18 protein-coding genes and 1 other annotated feature are annotated in these 18,017 nt (G+C 42.0%); of the genes, 6 read left to right on the forward strand and 12 right to left on the reverse strand.

What is annotated here, in order from left to right:
- Positions 1-20 precede the first annotated feature (20 nt).
- Together thrB and thrA are read right to left on the reverse strand one after the other, a co-directional pair.
- Positions 21-980, reverse strand: a complete 960-nt coding sequence (gene thrB / locus IEY48_RS02055) for a homoserine kinase (protein WP_188916748.1) — start codon at positions 978-980, stop codon at positions 21-23.
- Positions 977-3,445: a bifunctional aspartate kinase/homoserine dehydrogenase I gene (gene thrA, locus IEY48_RS02060; RefSeq protein WP_188916750.1), complete on the reverse strand. Its 2,469-nt coding sequence runs from the start codon at positions 3,443-3,445 to the stop codon at positions 977-979. Before thrA ends, thrB begins: the two co-directional genes overlap by 4 nt.
- Before the next feature lie 730 nt (positions 3,446-4,175).
- Between thrA and slyD the strand changes: the two genes are divergently transcribed.
- Entirely contained in the window at positions 4,176-4,742 is a 567-nt protein-coding gene (gene slyD / locus IEY48_RS02065; RefSeq protein ID WP_188916751.1) for a peptidylprolyl isomerase, read from the forward strand.
- A 233-nt stretch (positions 4,743-4,975) separates the two neighbouring features.
- A complete protein-coding gene (locus IEY48_RS02070) occupies positions 4,976-5,353 on the forward strand; it encodes a hypothetical protein (RefSeq protein WP_188916753.1) in 378 nt (125 codons plus the stop codon).
- A 28-nt stretch (positions 5,354-5,381) separates the two neighbouring features.
- On the opposite strand, the gene trpR is transcribed toward IEY48_RS02070, so the two are convergent.
- A complete protein-coding gene (trpR, locus tag IEY48_RS02075) occupies positions 5,382-5,660 on the reverse strand; it encodes a trp operon repressor (protein ID WP_188916755.1) in 279 nt (92 codons plus the stop codon).
- Positions 5,661-5,881: 221 nt separating this feature from the next.
- Here trpR and IEY48_RS02080 point away from each other — a divergent pair, with 221 nt between their 5' ends.
- On the forward strand, positions 5,882-6,331 hold the full coding sequence (locus tag IEY48_RS02080) for a c-type cytochrome (RefSeq protein WP_188916757.1): 450 nt from the start codon (positions 5,882-5,884) through the stop codon (positions 6,329-6,331).
- Between the two features lie 81 nt (positions 6,332-6,412).
- Here IEY48_RS02080 and IEY48_RS02085 read toward each other — a convergent pair whose 3' ends face one another.
- Positions 6,413-7,078, reverse strand: coding sequence for a cytochrome b/b6 domain-containing protein (locus IEY48_RS02085; RefSeq protein WP_188916758.1), 666 nt, complete (start codon positions 7,076-7,078; stop codon positions 6,413-6,415).
- A 453-nt stretch (positions 7,079-7,531) separates the two neighbouring features.
- On the opposite strand from IEY48_RS02085, the gene hpf reads away from it, so the two are divergent.
- Both hpf and IEY48_RS02095 read left to right on the forward strand, forming a co-directional pair.
- On the forward strand, positions 7,532-7,885 hold the full coding sequence (gene hpf / locus IEY48_RS02090; RefSeq protein ID WP_188916760.1) for a ribosome hibernation-promoting factor, HPF/YfiA family: 354 nt from the start codon (positions 7,532-7,534) through the stop codon (positions 7,883-7,885).
- Positions 7,886-8,000: 115 nt separating this feature from the next.
- Positions 8,001-8,122: a sequence feature (Phe leader region), on the forward strand.
- Between the two features lie 57 nt (positions 8,123-8,179).
- Positions 8,180-10,123 carry a chorismate mutase gene (locus tag IEY48_RS02095; protein WP_188916762.1) on the forward strand — a complete coding sequence of 648 codons (1,944 nt, stop codon included), beginning with the start codon at positions 8,180-8,182 and terminating at the stop codon, positions 10,121-10,123.
- 83 nt (positions 10,124-10,206) lie between these two features.
- On the opposite strand, the gene IEY48_RS02100 is transcribed toward IEY48_RS02095, so the two are convergent.
- The 8 genes from IEY48_RS02100 to ffh form a co-directional block, all read right to left on the reverse strand.
- The gene (locus tag IEY48_RS02100; protein WP_188916764.1) at positions 10,207-10,554 is read right to left on the reverse strand and encodes a hypothetical protein; all 348 of its coding nucleotides are present in this window, start codon (positions 10,552-10,554) and stop codon (positions 10,207-10,209) included.
- A gap of 117 nt (positions 10,555-10,671) precedes the next feature.
- Positions 10,672-11,811 (reverse strand): bifunctional chorismate mutase/prephenate dehydrogenase, encoded by a 1,140-nt coding sequence (tyrA, locus tag IEY48_RS02105; protein ID WP_188916766.1) that lies wholly within the window; start codon positions 11,809-11,811, stop codon positions 10,672-10,674.
- Between the two features lie 11 nt (positions 11,812-11,822).
- Entirely contained in the window at positions 11,823-12,914 is a 1,092-nt protein-coding gene (locus IEY48_RS02110; protein WP_188916768.1) for a 3-deoxy-7-phosphoheptulonate synthase, read from the reverse strand.
- A 330-nt stretch (positions 12,915-13,244) separates the two neighbouring features.
- Positions 13,245-13,598, reverse strand: a complete 354-nt coding sequence (gene rplS / locus IEY48_RS02115; RefSeq protein ID WP_188916770.1) for a 50S ribosomal protein L19 — start codon at positions 13,596-13,598, stop codon at positions 13,245-13,247.
- Positions 13,599-13,631: 33 nt separating this feature from the next.
- Positions 13,632-14,378, reverse strand: coding sequence for a tRNA (guanosine(37)-N1)-methyltransferase TrmD (gene trmD, locus IEY48_RS02120; protein ID WP_188916772.1), 747 nt, complete (start codon positions 14,376-14,378; stop codon positions 13,632-13,634).
- 15 nt (positions 14,379-14,393) lie between these two features.
- Positions 14,394-14,924: a ribosome maturation factor RimM gene (gene rimM, locus IEY48_RS02125; protein ID WP_188916774.1), complete on the reverse strand. Its 531-nt coding sequence runs from the start codon at positions 14,922-14,924 to the stop codon at positions 14,394-14,396.
- Between the two features lie 25 nt (positions 14,925-14,949).
- Positions 14,950-15,201: a 30S ribosomal protein S16 gene (gene rpsP, locus IEY48_RS02130; RefSeq protein WP_160053063.1), complete on the reverse strand. Its 252-nt coding sequence runs from the start codon at positions 15,199-15,201 to the stop codon at positions 14,950-14,952.
- A gap of 229 nt (positions 15,202-15,430) precedes the next feature.
- Entirely contained in the window at positions 15,431-16,804 is a 1,374-nt protein-coding gene (gene ffh, locus IEY48_RS02135) for a signal recognition particle protein (protein WP_188916775.1), read from the reverse strand.
- Positions 16,805-17,100: 296 nt separating this feature from the next.
- On the opposite strand from ffh, the gene IEY48_RS02140 reads away from it, so the two are divergent.
- Positions 17,101-17,889, forward strand: a complete 789-nt coding sequence (locus tag IEY48_RS02140) for a cytochrome C assembly family protein (RefSeq protein ID WP_188916783.1) — start codon at positions 17,101-17,103, stop codon at positions 17,887-17,889.
- Positions 17,890-18,017: the final 128 nt, after the last annotated feature.

The raw sequence follows: 18,017 nt of genomic DNA on the forward strand, positions 1-18,017 counted from the left end.
TTAAAGCGAATAGGTGATACTTACACACAGCGGGTGCCTAACTGATCTAATTTACACACATGGGCAAAACCGCCAGACTGAGAAATATAGTGTTTGAGTAACCAATCTTTCGCTTTTTCAGCCGTTGCGAGGTCGTCGGTTACACTAAACAATGTTGGACCACTACCCGATATACCTGTGGTTAACATACCTAGCTCTTCTAACGCTGAGCGCGCATCGGTATAACCCGGAATAGCCGCGGCACGATACGGTTCAGCTAATACATCTTTCAGCATTTCAATAGCTAAAGCGGCATCCTGCTGATAACTCGCATGCACAAATGCACTTAAATTGCGGCCAAAATCAATGGCAACCGCTTTATCATATTGTGCTGGCAGTAATTCACGCATTTTGGCCGTCGACAATGAAATGCCAGGATAAGCGACAACCCAATACCAATTGTCAAAACTTGGAATAGCAGCACAAGCTTTATCTTGTGCATTAAGCATTAGCTGCATACCGCCTAAATAACAAGGTGCGACATTATCATAATGTACGCTGCCTGAAATTTTACCTTCAAACTCGCCCATTAATCCCAGCAGAGCTTGTTCATCAAAAGGTTTACCAAAATGTTCATTTAAGGCATATAGCGCTGCAACGACCGAGCTTGCACTAGAGCCTAGCCCACTGCCAACTGGAAGGTTTTTTTCTAAGCTAATGTTCACGCCATCTTTACGGTCTAGCTTATAGAGAAAAAACTCAGCACATTGATAAACGATATTATCCTTACCTTCTGCTGGTAACTTATGTGCCCATTCGCCGACCTGGCTAAAATTAACCCCAGAATCTGCCGAACTAATCATGACCCGGTCACCTAACAGTGAGCCATCAATAGGGGCTAAAGCAGCACCGAGTAAATCAAATCCTACACCGACATTACCCATTGACGCAGGGGCATACACGGTAAGCATTTCTTGGCTTACATTTACCGCTTGATTCATAGCCCAACCTCACGCGTCCAATTTAAGGTTCTTAATACGTCAGCAAAAGCACCTGCTGCGGTTACATCCGTACCGGCACCATAACCTCTAAGCACAAAAGGAATTGGCTGATAATAACGGCTGTAGAACGCAAGCGCATTCTCGCCACCTTTAACGCTGTATAATGGATTAGTTGCATCAACCTCAACGATTCTGACATGGCATTGACCTTCATCGATTTGACCAACATAGCGTAACACTTTGCCTTGTGCCTTAGCCGCAGCGACACGCTCAGAGATCTGTGCATCTAATGATGGAAGGTTAGCCATAAAATGCTCGACATCGCCAGAATCATCAAATGATGCAGGCAGTACTGATTCAACATTAATATCAGACAGCTCTAATGGTAAACCTACTTCACGGGCAAGAATTAACACCTTACGCGCCACATCCATACCACTTAAATCTTCACGTGGGTCAGGTTCAGTAAAGCATTTTTCACGCGCAATACTGGTGGCTTGAGAAAGGCTCATCCCTTCATCTAACATGCCAAAAATATAAGACAATGAACCCGAAAGAATACCGTTAAACTTATGAAGTTTATCGCCTGCATACAGGAGCTTTTTCAAGTTATCGATAACAGGTAAGCCCGCACCGACGGTTGTTTCATATAAAAATTGACGACGCTGGTTTAATGCCGTTTGGCGCAGTGCTTGATAATAAGCATAATCGCGAGTATTCGATTTTTTATTTGGTGTCACCACATGGAAACCAGCATTCATGACATCGAGGTAACGGTCAGACACGAGTTCACTTGAGGTGCAATCTACCAATACAGGATTAAGCAATTGTTGCTCTTGTCCCCACTCAAGTAGCTTAGCTAGATCATAATCTTGGCCTTCTTGCTCTAATGATGACTGCCACTCATTAAGCTCAATACCGTCGCTGTTTAGTAGCATTTGACGAGAGTTAGCAATACCGCACACTCGGATACTAATATGCTGCTCTTTTAACATCGCAGCCTGCTGCTTTATTTGATCTAATAAACCCGCACCAACGTTACCACTGCCCACTAAAAACACATCAAGATATTGCTGGACATCGAAAAAGGCTTGATGACACGCACCAATGGCATGCTTGGTTTTTTTCTGTTGGATAACAGTCGAAATGGAGCGCTCTGACGACCCCTGTGCGATTGCAATGATATTGACACTGGCTTTGGCTAACGCACTGAAGAACTTGGCCGCAACGCCTTTATGGGTCTTCATACCGTCACCGATCAATGACACGATCGCCAGGTCTTGGCGTTGTTCAATAGGTTCGAGTAACTCATTTTTTAGTTCTAGTTCAAACTCTTGCTCTAATGCCCATTTAGCTTTGTTTGCCTCATGAGTGGCAACACAAAAACTGATGCTGTATTCAGATGAGCTTTGAGTAATCAATGACACTGAAATGCCGCTACGCGAGATTGCTGCAAGCGTGCGACTCGCCATTCCCACCATGCCTTTCATACCAGGGCCAGAAACGTTAAACATCGTCTGATGGTCTAAGTTAGAAATCGCTTTAACTTGCAAGCCGGTTTGATCAGCTTCATTTGACACTAAAGTGCCTGGCGCAGAAGGATTAAAGCTGTTTTTGATGTAACACGGGATATGATATTGAGCAATCGGTGCAATCGTTTTTGGGTGCAGCACTTTAGCACCAAAATAAGATAGCTCCATCGCTTCTTGATAACTCAATTGCGACAATAATTTAGCATCAACAACTACACGTGGGTCAGTATTATATACACCATCTACGTCGGTCCAGATTTCACAGCTTGATGCATCTAAACATGCCGCGAGTACAGCAGCTGAATAATCTGAGCCATTGCGGCCTAACGTCACAATATTGCCTTGGGCATCGGCCGCGGTAAAACCTGGCATAACCCATACACGGTGTCTATCTAATGGTAATAATGCAAAACGAGGTTTGCTCACACTAATGTCAACAACTGACTCTAATGGTTGGCCGTGGGCCAGAAACAATGCCACGGGGTCTAGCTGCGCTGCAGTTAGGCCTTTAGCCAGCATCACTTGTTCCATTAATGCAGCCGATAATCGCTCACCAGTGACCACAACTTGAGCTCGGACACTGTCAGGGCATTCTCCTAATAACTTAACGCCATGTAACTTATCTTGCCAAACCAACATTTGAGCTGCTAATTTTTCGACTAACAACTCAAATTGTTGAGCAGAAAGTAATGAAGCAGAAGCTTCAGTAAACAAGCTGGTATACACCTGTTCAATATGATCTAAAACCGGTTGGTAATCTTGTTGGCTTACTGCTATATCAACCATTTCTAACAATGCATTGGTGACCGTAGCAGGAGCAGAAAGTACTGTAGCAACAGACTCTACAGATGATGAGTCAGCGATAATGTCTGCCGCCATCGAAAAACGTGACCAATTCGCTAGCGAAGTTCCGCCAAATTTCATTACCTTCATCTACATCTCCCTGTCACCACGTGATGACATATAAAATTAAAATCGTTGAATTAGAAATAAAAAAGCCCGCTTCTGTTGTGAGAAGCGGGCTTGTAGTACAAATCTTTTAGGGTGTAATCAGCCCGCCCCCACTCTGGTAATAGTGGTGGTTGTAATGGTGGTAATTACAACGAGCATAAGGGTAAGCATCTAGTTAATCTCTTAATCAATTCTTGTAGGTTTACTGTTTTAATCCAGCAACCGAATTTGCTGATACACATTGGCTTACAGAATTGCTTTTTTTGCCCAACCTTGTCAACCCCTGCTTACAGTTTATTTTAAAGTTATTTTTATATGCTAGTTGATTTATGCGTTTTATGAATATACGGAGTTTTAAATTACGGACAAAACAAACAAGTTCGATGATAACAACAAGCATCCTCATCATTAAAACAACCTAGCGCCAACAGCAAACCCGATAAAATACAACAACTTAACCATAAAAACCAATCGTTCGTAGGCTTATGGTTCATCACGTGTTCACTGTGGCATACATTGATTCGCCAGTATTTACCTCAAGTTTGGTTAATACCATAAAAAAACGTGATTTATTTTCAACATCAACCCAATAAAGGGTTAAACCGCAAACAGAAATAAAAAAGCTGTGATTGAATAAGCAAAAACTGATGTTTGTCATCGCAGCCAACTCATAAAATACGGTATGATGCGCTCAACACCAATTGGAGGCGATATGAAAATTTCAAAACATGCAGCGGTTACCATTCATTACCGCTTGTCTGATGAGCAAGGCGAATTAATTGAAAGTTCATTTGAAGGTGAACCAATGGTTTATCTGCACGGAACCGAAAATTTAATTCCTGGTCTCGAATCAGTTTTAGAAGGTAAAACAGCAGGCGAAAAAGTCGATGCTAACATCCCTGCAGCTCAAGGCTATGGTGAATACCACCAAGGTTTAAAGCAAGAAGTGCCAGTGAGTGCTTTTGGTGACATCGAAGACATTATTCCAGGTATGCGTTTTATTGCTGAAACTGAGCTAGGCCAACGCCCAGTTCAAGTGACTGAAGTTAAAGATGACGTGATTGTTGTTGATGGAAATCACCCGCTAGCAGGTCAATCATTAAACTTTAGCGTTGAAGTGATTGCAGTGCGTGAAGCAACTGCAGAAGAGCTTGCACACGGTCATATTCATGCAGAAGGCGGTTGTGGTAGCCACGGACATGATCACGACCATGAACACGGTTCTTGCGGTTCAGAAAAACCAGGATGTGATGGTAACGGCGGCTGTGGCTGTCACTAAAAACACATAGACTTAATAATGCTTTTTGCACTCTACTGTCAGTAAAAAGCATTAAAAGAATTGAAGGCGTTGTCTAAGTTCTAGGCAAGGCCTTTTTTTTTGCGTTATAATTGAGAGGTAAATCACACTAACTAGTCAGACTTATTGTCGCTACTGTAAAGGACCACGGTGTAGCGAGAATCCTAACTAATTAGCTTTTCATATAATAATTAATACATAGCGACGGAGTGCTTATGTTAATTAAACCAGTATACGAGTTGTTACCTTTTAGCTACATGCTTGTTGGCTCTGTCAGTATTTTTTTACTGGAACCTAGCTATGCGCTTATCGCATCGATTGTGGTGTATTTGTACGGTGCTCATATTTATAACTTACGTTCTAAAAACCGCCGTACAGATCCTAAGAGAAAGCGTAAATCAGGTGGTATGCCAGATATGCTCTACGGGCTAATGCCTTTCTTGTATGTATTAACGGCGGTTAGCTTATATCGATTTTACCCAAGAGACTCTAGCACTTTGTTTGCATTGTGCTTAATCACTTATGGCGGTTATTTATTTTTACGTCGATCAAGTTACCGACACCATAAATATCCAAAAGGTATCCGCCAATAAAGGTGTATCGCTATCACTTGCTGAGGCACTAGTCCAAAATTAACTTGCGGACTCTTGCTCTTTGGCTGGCGGGCATGTTTTTTAAATAGTTAGAGCATCGAGTAATCGTCGCGATACTCACTTGGTGCTCTGCAGCTATCTGTCTCTGACTCAACTCACCAGCCAATAACGTTTGAAACACCTGCAAACGTCCCGATACTGCACTTCTTTCTTCTTCTGTCAGTAATAATTGAAACAACACTGACAAATCATCCTCATTATTGTGAGTGAGTATTTTATCTACAACTAAATTCCAGTTGGCACGCATAATTTTTATTCTCTTTGTAGTAATGCCGAAACAGTACAAGTGTATCAACTTACCTTGGCACTTTGCAAAAAGACTCGCGTGATAAACATCGATAAAACATATCGCAATGTCTTAATAAAATTGTGTAGAATGAATGTGATTGATTGCACGTATACTCATAAAACGAGATATACGTCGTGCTTATGGAACCAGTGCCACTACTGATAAAAAGAAGGATTACAATGAAAAAGTTACTATTGACCGTTGCGGCTACCGCAATACTTATTCCGGCTGCGTTTGCTAATAATTTTGAAAAACCAGCTGATGCGATTGAATATCGTCAATCTGCGTTTGGGTTAATTGCATATAACTTTGGTGATATGGGTGCAATGCTCAAAGGTAAAAAGCCATTTGATGCAAGCGTATTCAGTTCACGTGCTGATAACGTTGCAGCACTATCTAAAATACCTCATGAGGGTTTCATTGATGGTACTGATACAGGCGACACCGAAGCATTAGCTAAAATTTGGCAAGATAAAGCAGACTTTGATAGCAAAATGACAGCATTTCAAGATAATGCCGCGGCATTAGCCGTTGCAGCTAAATCAAGTGACAAAAACCAAATCAAACAAGCTTTTGCTAACACAGGTAAAAGCTGTAAAGGTTGTCATGACGTTTACAAAAAAGATTAATACGCGATAATTTAATCTAAACATAAAGCCCATCCGATGGGCTTTATTTTTATAGCCGAAGTCTACAGTCTACGTGTTAATCTATAAAAAACTCACCACGGGCTCTAACCATAGCCACCAAATACCAGCAAACAATAGCGCCACTATCACCAAGGCTAACCAAGGTGATCGTAAAGTCGGCGCAGTGACCTTGTCACTCACGTACTTATAGCCACTAAACATCGCTTTTAAAATATTGTCGCCTTTAACCACATGTAAAATCACTGCAGCAACGTGCAGCACAACTAGCCCTAAAATTACATTGAAATTGGTTTTGTGTAACCAGGTTAACCAACTTGCGGTGTCAGAAGATACCAAGTGAATTAATGGCCCTTCAGTAAAAATCTCATCGGTTGCAAATAAACCGGTCGTTAATTGCAACACTAATAAACCAAGCAACGCAAACACCATATAACCACCTAAAGGGTTATGCCCTAATGAGGTTGGCTTTGGGTTAGTTAGCGCATAATTGATGACTTTTTTAGGTCCAACAAAGAACTGACTAAATTTAGACGTTTCACTCCCAATAACGCCCCAAATCAATCTAAACAAAATGAGTGTCATTAACACGTAAGCCAATACTTGGTGCCATTGCATCTCACCAATGTCAGCGGTCCACCACAAGCCACCTAATAAGCCAACCATGGACCAATGAAATAAACGTGTTGGAAAATCCCATACCTTTATTTTGTGTTGTTCTATACTCATTTATAACTGCCTATATCCATTTACGTACGGAGATGATACCAAATGTCGACGAGATTTTACGCTTTTAGTAAAAAAGACTAAGGCAGTGTCAAGCATTGCCAATCGCAATTCACATAATGATGAAAAACGTACAAATCATAATTAACAAAAGAGGAACGATAAGAGGAGGGAGAAGAAGCACAGCAACAACGCAGATGTTGATAACTTACCTAGTGTTATCAATTGCACGATAAATACACAAAACAGATAATTTAGTATCAACTTATTCATTCAAATATGAGCTGTTCTACAGCGTAATACAAGCACATTTTGACACTTTTTAGTTAAAAATGTCTAAGCGATCAAATAAGCGGCAGTCGGACGTAAACGCCACCAAAAGCGTGACTAAGATCACACTTTTTATGGCTAACCTTGGTAATCTGAAGTTAAGCAAACAACAAGAAGGTTCTAAATATGCTGAAAATCACTAGCAAACAACTTGAAGTCACTGCCCTCATCCGCGAACGTATTGAAGGAAGATTAGAAAAATTATCTCGACACGATATTCAGTTAATTAATCCGCACGTTATTATTACCCAAGAAAAGCAACTGTTTAAAATTGAGGCTTCAGTTGGATTACCTAGTGGAAATTTATTTGCCCAGGCGAAAAGTGAAAACCTATACGCAGCGATTACTGCAATGGGACAAAAGCTGGAAAAACAGCTAAACCGCCTGACTCACAAACCCCAGGCTCAACGCCACGTTTCATTACCCAATGACACGGAAAGCGAGTTTGAGTATGTCTATAAGGAGGAAAACGCAGCTTGAAGTTAAATATCTTTCACCAGCGCACCTTCGGGTGCGCTTTCTTTTGTCTGTAATTAAGCCTTGATGAGTAGAATTACATTGACAGGTTAACTCTGTGGCTTTAGTTTTACTCTATGAGCACAAAAATATTCCGCTTTTTTATTTTCTTTTTTATTCAGCCCACCCTCGGAGGCGGATTTTCTGTGTAAAAACGAAAATGAAAATTCTAAAGCCTCCCACTTGGGAGGCTTTTTTGTCTTATAAATACTGTTGTATTCACCATACGTCAGACTGTTGCGTTACATTGAGGTCAATATGCAAAAACCACCAGAGTTAAGTCAAACTCGTGAGCAGATCACAGCACTCGATAAATCATTATTAGAACTGTTATCTAAACGCCGTCAATTGAGCTTAAATGTCGCCCGCAGTAAAGAAGTTGATGTTAGACCGATACGTGATACCCAAAGAGAAAAAGAACTACTCGAGCGCTTAGTGCAACAAGGACGTGAACAGGGACTTGATGCACACTTTGTTATTTCGCTCTACCAAAGCATTATTGAAGACTCAGTACTGTTTCAGCAAACCTACTTACATGGCCGTGCTAATCCTGATACTCAAAAACAACAATATACGGTGGCGTATTTAGGTGCTCGTGGCTCATATTCATATTTAGCCGCGACTCGCTACTGTTCTCGCCGCCAAGTAGCCATGATCGACTTTGGTTGCCAAAGTTTTGATGACATCGTCAATGCCGTTGAATCAGGTCATGCTGACTACGGTTTTTTACCGATTGAAAACACCTCTTCAGGGTCAATCAATGAAGTGTATGACGTACTGCAACACACGACCTTATCCATTGTGGGTGAAACGACCATTGAAGTCGGCCACTGTTTACTGACAAAGCCCGATAGCAAAATCAGTGATATCAAAACAATTTACGCTCATCCGCAACCTATCAGCCAATGTAGCCGCTATTTAAGCCAGTATCCTCACATCAAACTCGAATATTGCTCAAGCAGTGCTGAAGCGATGACTAAGGTTATCGAAGCGGATAATAACTCTGTAGCCGCTATCGGTAGCGCAGAAGGCGGTGCTCTGTATCAGCTAGTGGCTATCGAAAAAGGCTTAGCTAACCAAAAAATTAATCAAAGTCGCTTTATTGTGGTCGCACGAAAAGCCTCGGCAGTGCCATCACAACTGCCCGCAAAAACCACATTAATTATGGCAACCGGCCAAAAACCAGGCGCTTTGGTTGAAGCGCTATTAGTGCTAAAAGCACATAACTTAAACATGAGTAAGCTTGAGTCGCGCCCCATTCCTGGTACGCCATGGGAAGAGATGTTTTACATCGACATCGACGGCAACTTAGCCACAACGCAAGTGCAGCAAGCGATTAAAGAGTTAGAGCGATTAACAAGATTTATTAAGGTCTTAGGTTGTTACCCTTGTGAGACAGTCAAACCAACTCAATTGTCTCAAGCTCAATTATTAATTGAACCAGACAGTTCAAAACATATCGCAGATAAAGCCTTATCAAATAACCAAGACAAACATTCGCGTGATTACAAGTCGCAAGACACCCAATTAGTGTGTCAAAATTTGCATATTGGTGCTGGTCAATTTGGCGCGCTACAGCAAATTAACTTACCGATTGATAATACAGAGTTAGCCACCCAAGCAAAGCATATTAAAGAGTCTGGATTTCAGGCCATTGTGCTAAATGATTTAAAAAATCAGCTTAACGAGCAACAATTAAAATCACATGCACAAGTTATTGAACAAGCAGGTTTGCTGTGTGTGATACAAATCGATCAAGAACAAGACTTTGCTTTAGCTAGCCCTATCGCTGATATGTTAATTTTAGCGGGCAAGCAAATGTATAACCCAGACTTATTAGCACTCATTGGCTCGGTTAACTTACCGGTTTTACTCGAGCGGAATACCATGGCCAGTATTGATGATTGGCTACAGGCCGCTGACACGGTCCTTAGCCACGGCAATCAACAACTAGGCTTGTGTGAGTCAGGTGTGCGAAGTTTTACTCATCCTGAGCAGCTCAGCTTAGATTTAGCAGGTTTAGTTGAAGTTAAATCTCGCAGCCACTTACCTGTGATTGTTAATACCAGCTTTAGCATTGATCCTGCACGCTTAACAACCCATGCAAATGCAGTGAAGCAACTTAATGCTGATGGCATTATATTATTAAAACAAGAGGGTGTATCTCAAGCAGACCTTATTCATAGCCTATATCAGGCATAGTATTTACTAAGATTCAGTTTAAAGCACCATCAAAAATGCCGAGATAATTCTCGGCATTTTTATTATTAAATTGTATTTTTACGTTATACCGCCAAGCCATCATTTAAACTAATCCAACCTTTAAAGATTCGATAGCTAAACCAAGTCACGCCCATTAGATACATGGGTAAGCTTAGCCACAGTGGGCTAATCCAATAACCTGCGATAAAAAAGGGGCACAAACCAATAATACTTGTTCGCTGCCAGCGTAAATGGCTGCCTAACACAGACTCTGGATTGACATTTTTTTGGATTAGATTAAACCATAAGCTCAACAATACAGGGACAAAAAATAGCGGAAACGCACTCATTAAACCGTAAAGAAAATGCCCAAGGGAATTGTCTTCAACCTGTTGTTGTACAGGTAGCATATGCGATGGTGTCATCGACATGGTATTCCTCCAAAGGCAAGTTTACAGGGCTTAATGAAGCATAAAATTAATCGGTCTCATTAATTAAACATAAGCCTTGTGTCACTATTTGGCAATCATTGAAACGATTAAAAAAGATTAACCTGCTTTCATATCATTGACCGACTGCAACATGGCTCGGCTTTCATGTTGGAACTGAGGCGCAAAATCACCAAACCATTTTGCGACTCGCTGAAACTGAGTCACAAACTCTTGACGATTACCGGCCTTAAGCATGGTAAGTGCATCACGATAGTTATCTAAATAATCACTAATCGCATGCTGGCTACCTTGTTGGGCAAATATAATATCGGCATAAAGCTCAGGATCTTGAGCAAATAACCTACCGACCATAGCCAGTTCTAAGCGATAAATAGGCGAGCTAAATTGCAATAGACTTTCAATGTCGGCTTCTTCTTTACACAGATTTAAACCGTAAACAAACGTTGAAAAGTGACGCATCGCCTGTACCAATTGCATCGCTTTATCATGACGCTCAGCTTCAGCTTCAACAATGCGTGCCCCCCAAATCTCCATTTGCTGCAATAGCCATTGATAAGCTTGCGGTTCGCGCCCATGACACACTACCACGACTTGTTTAGCAAGACTCCCAACGTCTGGGCCAAACATTGGGTGCAACCCCACTACAGGCCCTTTATGAGCCTCAAGCATTGCAGCCAAAGGCTTCTGCTTAATCGAGGTTAAGTCCGCTAAAATGCAGTGTTCTGGTAACTGAGTTAACTTGTCGGCAATAACTTCACAGGTCACATTAATCGGTACGGTCACAATCACTAAACCCGCACCATCAAAAATAGCGTCGGCATTTTGCCAATCATTTTTATCAATGCTGTTAACTTTATAACCCGACAAAGTCAGCATTTGAGTGAATAATTGCCCTAGCTTACCTTCACCACCCACGATAACAACATGACCTAAATCTTGTTTAACCTGCTTAAAACCAACATCTTTTTCATTAAGATAAGATTCGCGCATTAATCGACGTAAAATATCTTCTATTAATTGCGGTGATACATTGATGTTTTCAGCTTCGGCGCGGCGCTTAGCTAACATCGATGCTTCACGTTGAGGAGCATAAATGGGTACCCCTGCGGCATGCTTTACCGCCCCAACCTGCGCGACTAAATCAAGACGCTTACGTAATAGATGTAACAGTTGCTGATCGACACCATCGATTAAATCACGTAGGTTCTCAAGATCAGCAGTGGTCTTTTCGTTCATTTTATTATTCATTAACCGTTGGCAACCTGCAGCAAATCAAACCGAGTCGGTAATACTGCAGACAATTGGTTAGCGCCTTGTCTTAAAATAGTTTCAGTCGTATCCCAATCAATGCAAGCATCTGTTACAGAAACCCCGTATTTAAGCTCTGCTAACGGCTTATCTGAACTTTGATTTCCTTCATTGAGGTTACTTTCAAGCATAACACCAATAATCGATTTATTGCCCGCTTCAATTTGGTTAAATACATCTTCACAAACATTTTTTTGACGCAAATGATCTTTAGACGAATTCCCGTGGCTACAATCAACCACTAAACGCGCACTGAGTTTGGCCTTGTGAATTTGCGCTTCGCTTTCTGCCACACTGGCGGCGTCATAATTAGGCGCTGAACCACCTCGTAAAATGATGTGCCCATCTGGATTACCTGCCGTTTGCAATAATGCCACCTGGCCTTCTTGGTTAATCCCCATAAAACGATGACTACTGGCAGCTGATTTTAATGCATTAATAGCCACTTCTAACTTGCCGTCTGTACCATTTTTAAAACCAACAGGCATCGATAAACCTGACGCCATTTCGCGGTGGGTTTGAGACTCAGTAGTACGCGCACCAATGGCTGACCAAGTCACTAACTCTGAGACATACTGTGGGCTAATAGGATCGAGCGCTTCAGTGGCAATGGGTAATTCAAGCTCTGCTAACCAAATCATGAGTTCACGTGCCATTCTTAAGCCTTTTTCGACATCAAATGACTCGTCCATATCTGGGTCGTTAATCAAGCCTTTCCAGCCAACGGTTGTGCGTGGTTTTTCAAAATAAACACGCATAAGGATGTAAAAATCATCGCTGAGTTCGTCATGAAGCTTTTTAAGTTTTAATGCATATTCTTTTGCGGCATCAATATCGTGAATTGAACAAGGACCAGTCACGACTAACACGCGGTTATCACGCTTATGAACAATATCAGCTACCTGTTTACGGGCATTGAGGATGTATTGGTAAGCATGAGTCGACAACGGTAATTCTTGCTTTAATTCTGCAGGAGTCACTAATACTTGTTCTGAACTTATGTGGACATTATTGATGGTATCTTGCTGCATGCTTATCACTCTCTTATGACTTCAGGCCAAAGGCCACACGTAAATTGATATTTTGTTAATTTAATGTATTTTTGTAACGCTACACCATTACACCCTGTAAGCAACTATGCCTGCGCTCAGGTTGGAGATCAAGGCTTATTTAAGTAAAAGAGTAAAATTGTTCAGATGGCAGATAATTGATGAATATAAGCTGTTTAAAATATCAAAAAATCGTTGTTATACTGATTTGAGAGTGGATTGGTGGTGGGTTAATTATGAGCCAGAAACAAAAACCCGCCTTTCGGCGGGTTGTTGTGCGAACACTGCATCTTTATTCTGTATCGGTAACTATTACTTAGTTGCCAATTTTTCACGGATACGTGCAGACTTACCTGAACGCTCACGTAAATAGTACAGTTTAGCACGACGTACACGACCGCGACGCTTAACTTCGATGCTAGCAATTAATGGGCTGTGCGTTTGGAAAGCACGCTCAACACCTTCGCCATTAGAGATTTTGCGAACTGTGAATGCTGAGTGCAAACCACGGTTACGCTTAGCGATAACTACACCTTCAAAAGCCTGAAGACGTTCTTTCTCACCTTCTTTAACACGAACTTGAACCACTACTGTATCACCAGCACCGAATTCAGGTACGTCTGTTTTCATTTGCTCATCGTTGAGCATTTTAATGATATTGTTCATAACTACTCCGTTCTAGAATTAACTGAGCATTGACTATGCGGACTTGTCCGTTTCATTCACGAACTGCGCTAATAAAGTCGTTTGTTCGTCAGTCAGAGCTAGATTTTCAAATAATTCTGGTCGTCTCAAAAAAGTTCTTCCGATACTTTGTTGCAAACGCCAGAGTCTAATTTTTTCGTGGTCACCGCTTAACAGCACTGCCGGTACATCCATACCATCCAATTGTTCAGGGCGAGTGTAATGAGGACAATCCAGTAAGCCATCAGAGAAAGAATCTTGCTCTGCTGACGCTTGCTTGCCGAGTACACCAGGTACTAAACGCGCCACTGAATCGATTAATGTCATTGCTGGTAACTCGCCACCCGAAAGTACGTAATCACCAATAGACCATTCTTCATCCACTTCCGTTTGAATAATGCGTTCATCAACACCTTCGTATCGACCACACACTAAAATCATTCGGTCTGATTTAGCCAACTCAGTCACGCCACGCTGATCCAGCTTGCGTCCCTGAGGCGACAAATAAATCACTTTTGCCCCATCACCTGCAGCCGCTTTGGCTGCATGGATGGCATCGCGTAAAGGTTGCACCATCATTAACATTCCTGGGCCACCACCGTAAGGGCGGTCATCCACAGTACTGTGTCGATCATGGGTGAAATCACGAGGATTCCACGTTTGCACCTCAAGCAGTCCGTTTTTCACAGCTCGACCCGTAACACCAAAGTCTGTAACAGCACGAAACATCTCTGGAAACAGGGTGATTACCCCTAACCACATATGTTGCACCTCGACTTAGAAGTCAGGATCCCAATCCACTAAAATCTGTTTCCCTTGCACATCCACCTGTTTGACGAATTGCTCGGGGACAAAGGGGATCATACGTTCCGCTTTGCCGAAGGCATCTTTGGCATTAGCTTTAACTAACAGTACGTCGTTTGATCCTGTTTCCACGATCTGATCAACAATACCCATGTTATAGCCGTTTATATTGGTCACTTCACAGCCGATAAGATCACGGTGATAAAATTCATCATCAGCGAGCTCTTTCATTTGTTCTGGCAAAATCGCAATTTCACAATTAGTGAGCATTTGCGCATGCTCTCGTGTAGTCACACCCTCAAGTTCAGCAACAAGTGCCTTGCCCTGAAAACGCCACTGCGCAACCTTAACTTCACGCCACACGCCTTGCTCTTTAATCAACCAAGGCGAATAATCGAAAATACCTTCAACAGAATCGGCATAGGAAGTGATTTTAAGCCAACCTTTAATACCATGACTGGATCCTAATTTACCCAGTACGATTGGCTGTTGGTTATCGCTCATCTATCTATACCTTTTAAATACGCAATTAAGCAGCAGCTTTACGCGCGTCTTTGATCAGTTTTGCAACACGCTCAGATGTTGCAGCGCCAGTAGCAACCCAGTGCTCAACACGATCAAGATCTAAACGTAAAGTTTCTTCTTGGCCACGAGCCAATGGATTGAAAAAACCAACACGTTCGATGAAACGACCGTCACGAGCATTGCGGCTATCAGCAACAACGATATTGTAAAATGGACGCTTTTTTGCGCCGCCACGAGCTAAACGAATGGTAACCATGCGTTTTATTCCTCTAATGATTTGCTAGAAGCAAAAATAAAAACTGGAACTCCGTGTTCGCGAAGAGTCCCAGAAAGAAAGCCGGAAGATTTTACCTGACTTTTGAACTATTGCAACCAAATCTGATGTTTTTTAGCTCACCGACTTTGTTGCTCTAATGTCAAAGATATAACCTAACCGACTGATGTATGGATTAATTAACTGCGTTTATGCTTAAAAGATGACGTCATTATCTTCCAGGAAATTTCATTCCAGGAGGTAACATTCCGCTCATTCCGCGCATCATCTTCTTCATGCCACCCTTTGCAGACATCTTTTTCATCATTTTCTGCATTTGGGTAAACTGCTTTAATAAACGGTTAACGTCTTGGATTTGAGTGCCAGAACCTAATGCGATTCGGCGTTTACGAGAGCCTTTGATTAAATCAGGATTTTTACGCTCTTTGGCTGTCATCGAGTTAATGATGGCTTCCATTTGACCGGTCATTTTACCGTCTTGAACTTGAGCTAGGGCTTCTGGTGGTAATTGACCCACACCAGGTAATTTTTCCAGCATGTTCATCATGCCGCCCATGTTTTTCATTTGCTGTAATTGCTCACGAAAATCTTCAAGATCAAAACCACCACCTGATTTAACTTTAGAAGCGAGCTTCATGGCTTTGTCTTTGTCGACGCCGCGCTCAACTTCTTCAATCAGTGACAATACGTCACCCATGCCTAGAATGCGTGATGCAATACGGTCTGGGTGGAATGGTTCTAGTGCGTCAGTTTTTTCACCGACACCTAAAAACTTAATAGGCTTGCCCGTGATGTTACGAATTGATAACGCTGCACCGCCACGAGCATCACCGTCAACTTTGGTTAAAATAACACCCGTTAAAGGCAATGCTTCGTTGAATGCTTTAGCAGTATTGGCAGCGTCTTGCCCTGTCATTGCATCAACAACAAATAACGTTTCTACAGGGTTAACCGTTGCGTGCAGCGCCTTGATTTCATCCATCATGGCTTCATCAACGTGCAAACGACCTGCTGTATCGACAATCACCACATCAATAAATTTAAGCTTAGCATGGCTAATGGCCGCTTTAGCGATATCGACCGGCTTTTGACTTACGTCAGATGGGAAGAATTCAACGTCGACTTCTGTCGCGAGGGTTTCTAGCTGTTTAATTGCCGCAGGGCGGTATACGTCAGCACTAACCACTAACACCGATTTTTTATGGCGTGTACGCAGCAATTTACCGAGTTTAGCAACAGAGGTGGTTTTACCCGCACCTTGTAAACCGGCCATCATAATCACGGCTGGCGGAGTTGCAGCTAAGTCTAAGGCTTCGTTTGCCTCGCCCATGGCTCTTTCAAGCTCACTTTGAACGATTTTGATAAAAGCTTGCCCAGGGCTTAAGCTTTTTGACACCTCTTGACCCACAGCGCGTTCTTTTACGCTGTTGACGAATTCTCTAACAACAGGTAAAGCGACATCTGCTTCAAGCAGCGCCATACGCACTTCACGCAGGGTTTCTTTAATGTTGTCTTCTGTTAAGCGACCACGGCCACTAATATTTTTTAGTGTGCGTGACAGTCTGTCGGATAAATTCTCAAACATTGATCAGCTCTTTTAAGCATATCGATAATTGTGGCTATTATACCCAAGCCACTCTAAATTACGATACTTGCGACCACAAGAACGCCAACTGATATCGTGTTTAGGTAAATTATTTGCCGCTAAGGGTAAGATACTGTTAAATTTTGAGCCTCAGGTCACTGCCATAATAGGCACTGTTCATGTTAATCTAAGACAAACAATGGGATTACAGTATCTGAACGCTATTTTGTTACTTTTATTAACGTATATACTGTTTTCAACGACGCGTTCACCACTTTCGATAGGTTGATTTTAAAATGGTTATTTTTTCAGCTGCTGCGATGTTTTTTTATTGTATCGCATTAATTTTGGTTACCAGTAGGCTGTTTCATGCCCAAGGTCCAAACCGTAAAGCGGTCATGGTCGCGTCTAGCATTGCCGTCGTGCTTCATGGCTTTGCACTGTCTAGCGCTATTTTTACTCTCGATGGACAGAATTTCAGCCTAACGAATGTTATCTCATTGGTTAACTGGATTATCGCGCTTGCGTTTACCATCACCATGCCACGCCTTAAAGTGATTGTTGTGGTACCTGTAGTTTATGCCTGCTCGGTATTGTCGGTTGCCCTACTCTGGCTCTTGCCGCCGCAGTTTATTACTCACTTTGATTTACACCCTGAGCTACTCGCCCACGTCGTGTTGTCATTGATGGCATATAGCGCCATGATGATTGCAGCGTTATACGCCATTCAACTTTGGTTTATTCAAAACAAACTTAAAAAGAAACAACTGATGATGAGCCCTGCAATGCCACCGTTAATGACGGTAGAAAAGCAGCTTTATCATCTGATTATTATTGGTTTTGTATTATTAAGCCTGTCTTTAATCACTGGTTTTGTGTTTTTAGAAGATATGTTTGTTGACGGTAAAGGCCATAAAGCCGTGCTATCAATGGTCGCCTGGGTCGTTTATGCCATTATGTTGTGGCAACAATATACCGTAGGCTGTAGAATCCGTACCGCGGTTATCTACAGTTTATCTGGCGCAGGGTTGCTTTCATTAGCCTACTTTGGCGCAAGGATTGTTAAAGAGCTGATATTAAACTAATTAAGCTATTTAATATTGAGATAACCACTCGCATCTCATTGAATCATCAATAAGATAACTTGACACTAACAGCCATTCATAAATAATGGCTGTTAGGATTATATACATTGGTGTTTTTCACTAATTTT

The organism is Shewanella saliphila (assembly GCF_014648295.1).
GTDB classification, from domain to species: Bacteria; Pseudomonadota; Gammaproteobacteria; order Enterobacterales; family Shewanellaceae; genus Shewanella; species Shewanella saliphila.